The organism is Streptomyces oceani (genome assembly GCF_001751245.1).
Taxonomy (GTDB): Bacteria; Actinomycetota; Actinomycetes; order Streptomycetales; family Streptomycetaceae; genus Streptomyces; species Streptomyces oceani.
The window spans coordinates 63,948-76,836 of the sequence record NZ_LJGU01000130.1; the positions used below are offsets into that span (position 1 = coordinate 63,948).

7 protein-coding genes and 1 pseudogene are annotated in these 12,889 nt (G+C 71.0%); 3 read left to right on the top strand and 5 right to left on the bottom strand.

Annotation, left to right across the window (positions count from 1 at the left end; all coding sequences use genetic code 11):
• Nucleotides 1–6 precede the first annotated feature (6 nt).
• Together AN216_RS16285 and AN216_RS16290 are read left to right on the top strand one after the other, a co-directional pair.
• Nucleotides 7–1,029 carry a LacI family DNA-binding transcriptional regulator gene (locus AN216_RS16285; RefSeq protein WP_070197413.1) on the top strand — a complete coding sequence of 341 codons (1,023 nt, stop codon included), beginning with the start codon at nt 7–9 and terminating at the stop codon, nt 1,027–1,029.
• Between the two features lie 192 nt (nt 1,030–1,221).
• A pseudogene (locus AN216_RS16290) lies at nt 1,222–2,064 on the top strand (phosphatase PAP2 family protein); the annotation flags it as partial.
• A 311-nt stretch (nt 2,065–2,375) separates the two neighbouring features.
• On the opposite strand, the gene AN216_RS16295 reads toward AN216_RS16290, so the two are convergent.
• From AN216_RS16295 to AN216_RS16315, 5 genes are all read right to left on the bottom strand, one after another.
• On the bottom strand, nt 2,376–5,480 hold the full coding sequence (locus AN216_RS16295) for a bifunctional [glutamine synthetase] adenylyltransferase/[glutamine synthetase]-adenylyl-L-tyrosine phosphorylase (protein WP_070197414.1): 3,105 nt from the start codon (nt 5,478–5,480) through the stop codon (nt 2,376–2,378).
• Between the two features lie 117 nt (nt 5,481–5,597).
• On the bottom strand, nt 5,598–6,959 hold the full coding sequence (locus AN216_RS16300) for a glutamine synthetase family protein (RefSeq protein WP_070197415.1): 1,362 nt from the start codon (nt 6,957–6,959) through the stop codon (nt 5,598–5,600).
• 195 nt (nt 6,960–7,154) lie between these two features.
• Nucleotides 7,155–8,447 (bottom strand): NAD(P)/FAD-dependent oxidoreductase, encoded by a 1,293-nt coding sequence (locus AN216_RS16305; protein ID WP_244502496.1) that lies wholly within the window; start codon nt 8,445–8,447, stop codon nt 7,155–7,157.
• Nucleotides 8,448–8,535: 88 nt separating this feature from the next.
• Nucleotides 8,536–9,840: an MFS transporter gene (locus tag AN216_RS16310; RefSeq protein WP_070197416.1), complete on the bottom strand. Its 1,305-nt coding sequence runs from the start codon at nt 9,838–9,840 to the stop codon at nt 8,536–8,538.
• 176 nt (nt 9,841–10,016) lie between these two features.
• Nucleotides 10,017–11,267 (bottom strand): M24 family metallopeptidase, encoded by a 1,251-nt coding sequence (locus AN216_RS16315; RefSeq protein WP_070197417.1) that lies wholly within the window; start codon nt 11,265–11,267, stop codon nt 10,017–10,019.
• 409 nt (nt 11,268–11,676) lie between these two features.
• Between AN216_RS16315 and AN216_RS16320 the strand changes: the two genes are divergently transcribed.
• Complete coding sequence (locus tag AN216_RS16320) at nt 11,677–12,705, top strand: LysR family transcriptional regulator (RefSeq protein ID WP_070197418.1); 1,029 nt, start codon at nt 11,677–11,679, stop codon at nt 12,703–12,705.
• Nucleotides 12,706–12,889: the final 184 nt, after the last annotated feature.

A 12,889-nucleotide genomic window follows, 5' to 3' on the forward strand; every position in this document is an offset into this window, starting at 1 on the left:
CCGAGCGTGACCGCACGACTAACCGACATAGCGGCTCAGGCTGGCGTCAGTGAGGCCACCGTCAGCCGGGTGCTGAACGGTCGGCCCGGTGTCTCCGCCAACACCCGCGAGTCCGTCCTCGCCGCGCTCGACGTGCTCGGATACGAGCGGCCCGTTCGCCTGCGGCAGCGCAGCGCCGGCCTGATCGGACTGATCACTCCCGAGCTGGAGAACCCGATCTTCCCCGCCTTCGCCCAGGTCATCGCCCAGGGGTTGACCCGGCAGGGCTACACCCCGGTGCTGGCCACGCAGACTCCCGGCGGCTCCACCGAGGACGAACTGACGGAGATGCTGGTGGAGCGTTCGGTCACCGGCATCATCTACGTCTCGGGGCTGCACGCCGACACCACGGCGGACACCGCGCGCTACGACCGGCTGCGCACCCAGGGCGTGCCGTTCGTCCTGGTGGGCGGCTACTCGCCACATGTGAGTGCGCCGTTCGTGTCCCCCGACGACCGAGCGGCGATGCGACTGGCCATCACCCACCTGGCCTCGCTGGGCCACCGCGCGATCGGCCTGGCGCTGGGCCCCGAGCGCTTCGTCCCGGTGCGACGGAAGACCGAGGGCTTTTTGGAGTCCATGACGGAGGAACTGGAGATGCCAGAGGAGGAGGCCCGGCAACTCGTACAGCACTCGCTCTTCACCCTGGAAGGGGGCCAGGCCGCCACCGCGGAACTCCTCGCCCGGGGCTGTACGGCCGTGATCTGCGCCAGCGACATGATGGCTCTCGGCGCGATCCGCGCGGCCCGCGAGCGCGGTCTGTCCGTGCCCCGCGACATGTCCGTCGTCGGCTTCGACGACTCACCCCTGATCGCCTTCACGGACCCGCCGCTGTCCACCATCCGACAGCCGGTGACGGCGATGGGGCAGGCGGCGGTTCGTACGTTGCTGGAGGAGTTGGCTGGCACCCCGGCGCCGCACAGCGAGTTCGTGTTCGTGCCGGAACTGGTCGTGCGCGGTTCCACCGCCTCCGCACCACGCCAGGACTAGGCCGTGTCGTTCGGACCTTCGTGGATCAGGGAGTCGGGTCGGGTGTCGGGGCTTACCCAGGCCGGAGGCCGGGGGGACACAACCGACGACGCGGCCTAGGGGTTCGGTCCTCCGGAGGGGGTACGGGACCTACCGAGGGACCCGACCCGGGGATGATCGTGCGGGCGCTGACGTCTGGCAGACTATCCCTTCATGGGGGCACCGACTGCGAGGACGAAGACCACCAGCTCGCCGCCCGCGGCCACCCCGCATCGGGGGGAAACGCGCGGGACCGACCTGGCGAGCCGGTTCAGCGCCCTGCTCGAAAGCGGGAAGCGCACTCCTCGCAAGCCGCGCATCTGGTTCGAGATCATCCTGATTGCGGTCAGCTACTGGGTCTACTCCATGATCCGGAACGCCGTGCCCGAACAGCGGCGCTCCGCGCTTCGTAACGCGGACTGGATCTGGGACATCGAGCAGGCGCTCGGCATCGCCGTGGAGCAGTCCATCAACCACACGATCAACAGCGTGACCTGGCTGATCATGTCGTTGAACTACTACTACGCCACGCTGCACTTCGTCGTCACCATCGGCGTGTTCGTCTGGCTCTACCGCAGCCACCCGGGACGGTACGGCGCGGCGCGGACCGTCCTCTTCACGACCACCGGCGCGGCCCTCCTCGGCTACTACCTCTTCCCGCTCGCTCCGCCTCGCCTGATGCAGGGCGTCGACTTCATCGACACCGTGCAGGTGCACCAGACTCTCGGATCGACGGCCTCGGGCAACCTCGCCGACATGTCGAACCAGTACGCCGCGATGCCGTCCATGCATGTCGGCTGGTCGGTGTGGTGCGGCATCGTCATCGCCACCATGGCCAAGCCGTTGTGGGGCAAACTGCTCGGCGCGCTCTACCCGCTGGCCACCCTGTTCGTCATCGTGGCGACGGCCAACCACTTCTGGCTGGACGCGGTGGGCGGCCTGCTCTGTCTCGGGTTCGGCTTCGGCGTGGTGCGGTGGTGGTACGGGCGGTGGCCGCACCGGATGCCCCGCCAGGTGAGCGCGAGTTCGACTTCGGAGAGTTCCGCCCAGCAGCCCTCGGACGTCCACACGCCGAAGGTCGAGCCGGGCGAGCAGTCGCCGGCCGAGCGAGCGGACCGTACGGCCACCACCCATGGCACGGGCACGGCGGCCACCCTGACGTCGATGGCCACCGCGACCGGCACGGCCACCATCGAGCGCGCGGCATCGTCGGAACCCACTCCCAAGACGGAACCCACTCCCAAGACGGAGGCCGGAACCGAGACAACCAGACCAGCCGCGCCAACCGGACCAGCGCACTCCACGGCCAAGCCGGCCACCCCGGCACCTCAGGAGCCGTAGAACACCCGCTCCATCACCCCCCGCGCGCGCCGTGTCATGCGTCGGTAGTCGTCCAGCATCTCGCCGGTCCCCGCCCCGGACTCCGCGTCCTCTCGTCCCGGTCCGGCGTCGTACCCGAGGTAACGCGCCACCGCCGCCAACTCCCGCGGTTCGGAGGGGAAAGTGTCGCCCGGCCGCCCGCGCACCAACATCGCGGCGTTACGCACCCGGGTAGCCAGCAACCACGCCTCGTCCAGGGTGTGTGCGTCCTCCTCGTCCAGCAGACCCGCCGCGCGCGCCGCGGACATCGCGCCCCGGGTGCGGGTCGTCCTCAGCTCCGGGATCTCCTCGGCGTGCCGCAGCTGGATCAGCTGCACCGTCCATTCCACGTCGGAGAGACCGCCCCGACCCAGCTTCGCGTGCAGGGTACGGTCAGCGCCACGCGGCAGCCGCTCGCTCTCCATCCGCGCCTTCAACCGGCGAATCTCCCGCACCGCGTCCTCCGCCAAACCACCGGCCGGATAGCGCAGCGGGTCGATCAACTCGACGAACCGCTCCCCCACCTCCGGATCCCCGGCCACCGGCTCCGCCCGCAACAGCGCCTGGCTCTCCCACACCTGGGCCCAACGCCGGTAGTACGCCGCGTACGAGGCCAACGAACGCACCAGCGGGCCGGACTTGCCCTCCGGACGCAGATCCGTGTCGATCACCAGGGGCGGGTCGGAGGACGGCAGTTGCAGCAGCCGACGCATCTCACCGGCCACCTCCCGGGCCGCGGCGGCGGCCTCCTTGTCACTCACGCCCGAACGGGGCTCGTGTACGAACAGCACGTCCGCGTCCGAGCCGTATCCCAACTCGTGACCGCCGAACCGGCCCATCCCGATCACCGCGAACCGGGTGGGCAGCTCGTCGCCCCAGCGAGCGCGGACGGCGGCGCGCAGCGCGCCGGCGAGAGTCGCCGCGTTGATGTCGGTCAGCGCGCCGCCGAGTCGGCTTACCGACACGGCCGGGTCGTCCGGGACGGGGCTGTCCTCGGTGCCGTACGCCCCGACGATGTCCGCGGCGACCGTACGCAGCAGCTCCCGGCGGCGCACGCTACGGGCGGCGGCCACGGCCTGTTCCGGACCGTCGGCGCGGCCGACGGCCGCCAACACCTCCTGGACGAGCGCGGTCGGGCTGCGCGGCTGCAACTGGCTCGTCGAACCGAGCAACGCCACCGCCTCCGGCGCCCGCATCAGCAGGTCGGGAGCCAGCCGCCCGGCGGAGAGCACCCGGGCCAGGTTCTCCGGCGCGGCCCCCTCATCCCGCAACAGCCGCAGATACCAGGGGGTCGTGCCGAGGGCGTCGGACACCTTACGGAAGCCGAGCAGCCCGGCGTCCGGGTCGGCGGAGTCCGCGAACCAGCCCAGCAGCACCGGCAGCAGCGTGCGCTGGATCGCCGCCTTCCGGCTGACCCCACTGGCCAGGGCCTCCAGGTGGCGCAGCGCGGTGGCCGGGTCGGCGTAGCCCAACGCCTCCAGCCGCTGCCGGGCGGCGACCGCGGACAGGCGGATCTCGCCGGGCGCCAGCTGCGCCACCGCGTCCAGCAGCGGCCGGTAGAAGAGCTTCTCGTGCAGCCGGCGTACGGACGCGGCGTGCCGGCGCCATGCCTGCTGCAGCTCCGTGACGGGCTCGACCCGGAAACCCAGTGACCGGCCCAACCGGCGCTGGTCGGCCTCCTCCTGCGGCATCAGGTGGGTGCGCCGCATCCTGTGCAGCTGGATGTGGTGCTCCAGAGTGCGCAGGAAACGGTACGACGCGTCCAGCGCCGCGGCGTCCTGCCGCCCGACGTACCCGCCGGCCGCGAGCGCGTCGAGCGCGGCCAGGGTGGTCGGACTGCGCAGCGAGGCGTCGGAGCGGCCGTGCACCAGTTGCAGCAGCTGTACGGCGAACTCGACGTCCCGCAGACCGCCGGGTCCCAGCTTCAGCTCCCGGTCAAGCTGGGCCGCGGGGATGTTGTCCACCACCCGTCGCCGCATGCGCTGCACGTCGGGGACGAAGTTCTCGCGCTCGGACGCCTGCCACACCAGCGGCTCGACCGCCGACAGGTACGCCTCCCCCAGCGCCGGATCGCCGGCCACCGGGCGCGCCTTCAGCAGGGCCTGGAACTCCCAGGTCTTCGCCCAGCGTTGGTAGTACGCCAGGTGGCTGCTGAGGGTGCGTACGAGCGGCCCGTTCCGTCCCTCGGGCCGCAGGTTGGCGTCCACCGGCCAGATGGTGCCCTCGGCGGTGGTGTCCGAGCAGATCCGCATCATGCGGGCGGCGATCCGGCCGGCGGCCTGGATCGCCATGGCCTCCTGGACACCGGTTTCCTCGTCGGACTCGGCGGGGGTCGCTGGTTCTCCCACGAAGATCACGTCGACGTCCGAGACGTAGTTCAGCTCCCGGCCACCGCACTTACCCATCGCGATCACGGCCAGCCGACAGGCGGCGGCGTCCTCGGGCGACTCGGCCTGAGCCAGCCGCAGGGCCGTACGCAGTGTGACGGTCGCCAGGTCGGCGAGCTCGGCCGCGATGTCGGCCACCCCGGTGGTGCCGCACACGTCCCGCGCGGCGATGGACAGCAGACAGCACCGGTAGCCGAGGCGCAGTGCGTCCGGGTCCCGGACCTCGGACAGCGCCGCCTCGAACTCCTCGATGCCCGGGTGCAGGTCAGCCGCCTCGTACGTGATCAGCGCCTGCCAGTCAACGGGGTGCCGGGCGAGGTGGTCGCCCAGGGCCTCCGAAGCGCCCAGCACCCCGAGCAGCCGGTCCCGTAGGGGTTTCGCGGTCAGCAGGGTGTCCAGGAGGGTCCGCGCGCCGCCGCCCGTGGCGTCCGGGCCCGGGTCGGGGCGCCCGTCCGAGTCGTCGGGGTGATCCGGCTCGTCCGCGTCCAGCGCCTCCACCAACCGCACCAGGCCGAGCAGTGCCTGGTCCGGGTCAGCGGTGGAACCGAGGGCGTCCAGCAGCTGCGGATCGTCCCGTACGCCGGCGAGTACGGGGGTGTCCAGCAGCCGACCGGAGGTCGCCGGGTCGGTGAAACCGTGCCGCAGCAACCGTCCGAACCGACTGTCCCGTCTCCCGCCGTGTCGCACCTTTCCGCCTCTCGCTGTACGGGTCGCCGCCCGGCCGTGTCGTTCGGAGCCGCGCCGGCCCCGCGATCACCACGCGGCCGCGCGTAGCCCCGCGTGGCCGCGTGTGATCGTGGAGCCTCACAACACCGGTAGGGACTTGCGCAGTTCGTACGCCGTGACCTCGGAGCGGTACTCCTCCCACTCCTGCTTCTTGTTGCGCAGGAAGAAGTCGAAGACGTGCTCGCCCAGCGTCTCGGCGACCAGTTCGCTGCGCTCCATCAGTGTGATGGCCTCGCCGAGGTTCTGCGGCAGCGGTTCGATGCCCATCGCCCGGCGCTCCGAGTCGGACAGCGCCCACACGTCGTCATCGGCGCCCGCCGGCAACTCGTACCCCTTCTCGATGCCCCGCAACCCGGCGGCGAGCAGCACGGCGTACGCCAGGTACGGATTCGCCCCGGAGTCCAGGGACCGCACCTCGACCCGGGTGGAGCCGGTCTTCCCCGGCTTGTACATCGGCACCCGGATGAGCGCGGAGCGGTTGTTGTGCCCCCAGCAGATGTACGAGGGCGACTCGCCGCCCTCGCCTGCGGTGCGCTGGGAGCCGCCCCAGATGCGCTTGTACGAGTTCACCCACTGGTTGGTCACCGCGGAGATCTCGTCCGCGTGCCGCAGCAGTCCCGCGATGAAGGAACGTCCCACCTTGGAGAGTTGGTATTCGGCGCCCGACTCGTGGAAGGCGTTACGGTCGCCCTCGAAGAGTGAGAGGTGGGTGTGCATGCCGGAGCCCGGATACTCCGAGAAGGGCTTGGGCATGAAGGTGGCCTGCACCCCCTGCTCGAGCGCGACCTGCTTCATGACCAGCCGGAAGGTCATGATGTTGTCGGCCGTGGACAGCGCGTCGGCGTACCGCAGATCGATCTCCTGCTGACCCGGCGCCCCCTCGTGGTGGGAGAACTCCACGGAGATGCCCATGAACTCCAGCATGGTGATCGCCTGCCGCCGGAAGTCCTGCCCGACCTGCTGGGGGGTGTGGTCGAAGTAGCCGGAGGAGTCCGCCGGCACCGGCCGGCGGCCGTCCATCGGCTTGTCCTTGAGCAGGAAGAACTCGATCTCGGGGTGCGTGTAGAAGGTGAATCCCAGATCCGAGGCCTTGGCCAGGGTTCGTTTCAGCACGTATCGCGGGTCGGCGTACGACGGGGCGCCGTCCGGCATCAGGATGTCGCAGAACATCCGCGCGGTGCCTGGTGCCTCCGCGCGCCAGGGCAGGATCTGGAAGGTGCTGGGATCCGGCTTGGCGATCATGTCCGACTCGTAGACCCGGGCGAAGCCCTCGATGGCCGAGCCGTCGAATCCCATGCCCTCGTCGAAGGCTTGTTCCAGCTCGGCCGGCGCGACGGCGACGGACTTCAGGAAGCCGAGGACGTCGGTGAACCAGAGTCGGACGAACCGGATGTCGCGCTCCTCGAGCGTCCGGAGCACGAATTCCTGCTGCTTGTCCATAATCACCCATCCTCCCTGGTCAGGCTGCGCGGCGCGGCCCTGAGACGCACCGGGTCAACCCGAGCATCCCACCACACGGTTTCCCCCGTGTTGCGCACCCGCCGCCGGACGTCCGCCCGACGGCGACAGACGCGTACGGTCGCCTGACCGTACGCGTATGAGTGCGCCCCGGGATACGGGAGTACGGCCGACCGCTCAGCGCAACGGGTCGAAGTGCCGCAGCAGCGGCGACCGGCTTTCCCCGGTCATGGAGTCGGCGAGCAGCCTGCCGGTGAGCGGCCCCAGGACCATGCCCCACATCCCGTGTCCCCCGGCGATCTGCACCCGGGGGGAACGGCTGGGGCCGACCAGCGGGAGCCCGTCCGGGGTGCAGGGGCGGGAGCCCACCCACTCCTCGTGCCGGTCGTTCCAGTCGATCCCGGAGAACATCGGGCGCGCGGAGTCGATGATGGTGCGAATCCGTCGCCGGTCCAACGGCGCGTCCGGTGACCGGAACTCCATGCTCCCGGTGACCCGGAAGCGGTCCCCCAGCGGGTTGCAGGCGATCCGCTGGCCCGGCAGGTAGATGGGGTGGGTGGGCATCTCGCGGGGCCGTACGGTGAAGCTGTAGCCCCGGCCCGCCTGCACCCGCATCCGTACGCCGTAGGGCTGGGCCAGGGCGTTCAGCCAGGCGCCGCCCGCCAGCACGACCGCGTCGGCCCGTACGGTGTCGGCCGCGGGGGTGGCGCTGGACGGGACCAGTTCGACGCCGCCGCCCGACCGGCCGGCGCCGAGGTCCCGGACCTGGGACACCGCGAAGCCCTCGACGATCTCCCCGCCTCGCTCGCGCACCTGCTCGGCGAGTGTCCGCAGGAACTCCGGCGGGTTGATGAAGTACTGTCCGTGCACCCGTACGCCGGTGCGTACCTCGGCGCTGAGCACCGGCTCGAGGGCACGGAGTTCCTCCCCGGAGACGATGTCGTAGTCGGTCTCGTCGCCGCCACCCGCGCGCATGTGCGTGAACTCCTCCAGCACGTGGTCCCGGTCCTGGCTGTCGCGGCAGGCGATGACCAGCGGGTCGGCACTCTTCACCGGCGCGCTGACGCCACCGGTGGCGAGTTGGTCGTACGCCTCCATGCAGCGACGATTCAACTCGGCGAACACGCCCATCGCGCGCAGCCACTGGCTGGCGGTGCAGTTACGCGCGAACGCCAGGAGGAACGACCAGAGTTGCCGGTCGACCGCCGGCGGGATGGACACCGGCGAGGAGCGGTCCAGGAGCGAGCGCAGGCCGTACCGCAGCACGGAGGGCTCCGGCAGCGGCACCGTGAACGCGGGGTTGAGCATCCCCGCGTTTCCCCAGGACGAGCCAGCGGCGACGCCGGTGCGGTCCAGCACTGTCACCCGCACACCGCGCTCCTGGAGGAACCATGCGGTGGCCAGTCCGGCCATGCCGGCACCGACGACGGCGACATGCTCGGGGGCGGTACGGTCGTGGTTCGCGTTCACCTCAGGGACCTCCCGGGACGGGGTATGTGAGACGGGGTGCGGTACGGGGAGCGGGGATGCGGTGCGGGGGCTTCGGACGAGGGTGCGGTCAGTCGAGGGGTTCTCGGGCGGTCTCCGGCATCAGCAGCACCGGCAGCAGCGTGATCAGGGCCACCAACATGAGGTAGAAGGCCGGCATGCTCAGGTTTCCCGTCCGCTCCACGACGAAGGTCATCAGCAGGGGTGCCGTACCGCCGAAGAGGGCGAAGGAGACGTTGTAGCCGATGGCGACGCCGGTGCCGCGCACCCGGGCGGGGAAGAGCGCGGGCAGGGTGGCGGTGGTGGTCCCGAGGATCGGGATGTGGCACAGGGTCAGGATCAGGATGCCAGCGAGCGCGCTGGGCCAGCTGGCCCGCTGGATCAGCTGGAAGGCCGGATACGCCAGCACGACGTAAGCGAGGGCGGAACCCGCCAGCATGGTTCGGCGCCCCACCCGGTCGGAGAGCATGCCGCCGAACGGGATACCCACGGTGAGCAGCGCCCCCGCGACGAACACCAGCAGCTGCGCGGTCGCCGAGGACATGTCCAGGTCCTCGGCGAGATAGCTGGGCAGGTACGTGAGCAGCACGTAGGTGCCGATGCTGGAGCAGATGACGATGCCGCCGCAGATGAGCACCCGTATCCGGTGGCCGCTCAGCGCTTCGCGTACGGGCGCGCCGGGCTCGGCGTCCTCCTCGGCGAGGGCATTGAAGCTCGGTGTGTCCGTCAACCGCATTCGCAGGTAGAGGCCGATGGTGCCGAGCGGCAGCGCGACCAGGAAGGGAATGCGCCAGCCCCAGGACTCCATCGCCGCGTCCGAGAGGGCGTACGTCAGCGCGGTGGTGAAGCCGGACGCCAGCAGGAAGCCGCCGATCGCCCCGCACTCCAGCCAGCTGGCCCAGAAGCCACGCCGCCGGTCCGGGGCGTACTCCACGACGAAGGTGGAAGCTCCGCCGTACTCTCCGCCCACGGCGAAGCCCTGCACCAACCGGGCCAGGATCAGGGCGATGGGCGCGAACACCCCGATCGTGTCGTAGCCGGGCAGCAGTCCGATGGCGCAGGTGGCCACGGCCATGGTGAGGATGGTCAACGAGAGGGTCTTCTTGCGCCCGATCGTGTCGTTCAGCGGCCCCAGGACGAAGGCGCCCAGCGGGCGGACGGCGAAGGCCAGCGCGAAGGTCGCGAAAGAGGCGAGCAGCGAGAGGCCGGGCTCCGACTGCGGGAAGAACACCTCTCCCAGCACCACGGCGAGATAGCCGTAGGTGGCGTAGTCGTACCACTCGGTGGCGTTGCCGATCATCGCGGCCGTGACCGCGCGGCGCTGTGTGGCGTGGTCGACGTCCCGTGTCGGGGTGGTCTCCTGAAGTTGACTCATCCTGATCGTTTCCTGTCCGTCCGCCTCGCCGCGGTGGCCGGTCGCGTGAGCGGGCCCGGCCACCGCGGGGGCTCAGGTCGTACGTGTGCGCCGGGGCGCCCGGTGGGCCGAATCGCCCGCAGCCGCGGGCGACTCCGGGATGGCCGTCCCGTGCCCGGGCGACCCGTGTCCGGGGGTCACGCCTCGATGATGTCCGCGGGTCCGTGGGTGAGCGCGCGGGTGCCGCGCTCCTCCACCACGAAGGTCTGGCTCAGTCCCACGACGGCCTTGCCGAAGGAGCGGAAGGAACCAGGGATGTGGAAGACCATCCCGCTGACCAGCGGTTCATGGTTGTCAGGGGTGAGGTAGAACGGCGCGCCGTCCATCCAGTGCGGCTTGTGCGCCAAGCCGACGGGGTAGCCGAAGAGTTGGTGGAACATGACGTCGTCGGGGAGCGGGCCGAGCGCCTTGCCCGCCTCGACGGCCACCTGGGAGGCGGGGACGCCACCCGCGGCGGTCTCCAGCACGGCGGCGACGGCCGTACGTGACAGCTCGGCCAGTCGTCGGTCCGCGGCGCTCAGCGGCCCTTCCCGCACGACGGTCCGCATCACCGGCGCGTGGTAGCGCGCGCGGGTGCCGGCGAACTCCATGAAGGTGGGCCCGCTGGCCAGTTCGCGCCCGACCCAGCTGGAGTGCGGGATGCCGCCGCGCCGCCCGGTGGCGACGACCGGGCCCCAGGCGGAGGGCGAGTCGGCGCCGGTGTAGAGCGCCGCGGCGATCGCGGCTCCCACCGAGGAGTCCGTCGCTCCGGGCTCCCGAGTGGCGGCGACGCCAGCTTCCACGCCCCGCTGGGTCAGTACGGCCGCCTCCTCGACGCAGCGGATCTCCGCCGGCGAGAGGACCAGCCGGGCCCGTTCGACCAGGTAGTCCGGGTGCACGGGCACGAGTCCGTGTTCGCGCAGGAGGTCCAGCGCGCGCGGCGGTGTCGAGGGGTGACCGACCTCGACGCCCACCCGCGCACCCGAGGGCAGCACGGAGGCCGCGTGAGCGAGGAAGAGTTCCAGGCCGCGCAGCGCGTCCGCGTAACCGCAGAAGTGCAGGTTGTCCGCGAGGGAGCTGGCCAGCGCCCTGCCGACCTCCAGGTCCGGGATGTACAGGTGCGTCTCGGACGGGGTGACCAGCAGCGGCTGGGGCGCGGTCTCCGCCGTGTGGAAACCGCAGAGGTACTCCACGCTGGAGGGTCGGAACACCAGCATGGCGTCGAGCGGCAGCTGGGACATGCGACCGCGCAGCTCGTCCAGTCGCGCCGTGTACTCGGCCTCCTCGAAGGCGGGGCCCTCGAGGGCCCGCACCGACGCGGAGCTCTCGTCGGTGAGCCAGCTCGGGGCCGGAGCGCTGCCGAGCTGGGTGACGTTGGGGGAGTATCCGCCGTGCTGTGTGTTGCCCATGTGACCCTCTTTCTGGTGACTGTCTGGTGACTGACTGCTGACAGACTTCCCGTGGACAGGTCTGATCGTCGTTCACCGACGCGCCGCGGTTCCTTCCCACCACGGGTCGGACGTCCGGTGCTCGGATGGGGCTGCTGGGGACTCGTGCGAGCGATGCCGCTGGGGGCCATCGCGTGCCGCCGGGGACCGCCGTGGCTGTCGTGTGGCTTCGTGCCGCCGCCCGCGGACCTGCCGACATGGTGGACGTACGCGCTGAACCGGAGTGACCGCTGGGACAGATGGGGTGACTGACTTCGGTGCCGAGGCGACGGAACCGGCCGGTTCCGCTCTTGCTGTGCAGGCAGTCTCGTCCGCCGAATTCCTTCACGTCTATTGGAAAATCCTTCAGCGATCGTTTTAGTTTCGGTTAATGGAACTCTCCCTGAACCGACTCCGGATGCTGCGCGAGCTCTCCCGGTGCGGCACCGTCACCGAAGCCGCCTCGGCGCTGCACTACACGCCCTCAGCGGTGTCCCAGCAGTTGGCCGCGCTGGAGCGCGAGGTCGGCGTGGCGCTGCTGGAGCAGGTCGGGCGGCGCGTACGGCTCACGGAGATCGGGCGGGTCCTCGCGCAGCACGCCGAGGAGGTACTGGCCGCCGAGGAGCGGGCCCGGATAGCGCTGGAGAGGGCGCGGGAAACCCTCACCGCCGACCTGACCGTGGGCGTGCTCGCGACCCTCGCGGGCACCCTCGTGCCGCCCATCCTGGCCGCCCTCAGCGAGCGACATCCGGGAGTACGGGTCAAGACCAGGGAGGTCGTACCAGAGGAGACGCAGACGGCCGTACGCGACGGTGACCTCGACTTGGCGTTCATGCTGGACTATCCCGACGCGCCCAGCTCCGGGTCACGGGACAGCGCGATGGAGTTCACGCTCGTCGGGGTGGAGCAGCTGCATCTCGTCGCTCCGCGCGGACACCTCGGTGGCCACCCGGCGGGTACGGCGGCGGGTACGGCTGCCAACGTGGCACCGGACACGGCGCTGCGTACGGACCGCCCGGTGCTGGGCCCCCCGGTGGCGCTGTCGGAGCTGGCCACGTGTTCCTGGATCGCCTCCGGTACCAACACCGAGTTCGGGCGAGCGCTGTGGTCCGTGTGCCGGGCCGCCGGCTTCACCCCGCACATCGCGCACCAGGTGGACGAGCAGGCGACGGCGATGGCGATGGTGGCGGCGGGTCTCGGCGTCACGCTGGTCGCCGAGTTGGCGCTTCCGCTGCGGCCCGCCGGGGTGGAGGTCTTCCCGTTCCGGCATCCCATCCGGCGCCGGATCACCGTCCTGCGGCGAGCCTCGACCCGGGACCGCCCCTCGGAACAGGCGTTCCTGAGAGCCGCCCTGGACACGGCGTCGGCGTTCCGGCTGCTCGCCGAGCCCTCGGGGGCGGGCGGCGACGCGACGGCCTGAGCAGGGTGGCTGAGCGTCGGGAACAGCGGCGGTCAGGGGCCGGCCCGGCGTCCCGTGGGTGCCCCAACGCACCGACCGCGGCCCGGCTTTCGCCGGACCGCGGTCGGTCCTGGAGTGTCGGCGGAGTGGCCGGGGCGAACGTACGTGCTGTGCTCGACCCGCCCGTGTCCGTCTGCCGACGGCC

Coding starts and splice junctions, on each gene's coding strand:
- AN216_RS16315 (WP_070197417.1), bottom strand. CDS start 11,267: ATGGGCAACACACAGCACGGCGGATACTCCCCCAACGTCACCCAGCTC.
- AN216_RS16300 (WP_070197415.1), bottom strand. CDS start 6,959: ATGGACAAGCAGCAGGAATTCGTGCTCCGGACGCTCGAGGAGCGCGAC.
- AN216_RS16320 (WP_070197418.1), top strand. CDS start 11,677: ATGGAACTCTCCCTGAACCGACTCCGGATGCTGCGCGAGCTCTCCCGG.
- AN216_RS16310 (WP_070197416.1), bottom strand. CDS start 9,840: ATGAGTCAACTTCAGGAGACCACCCCGACACGGGACGTCGACCACGCC.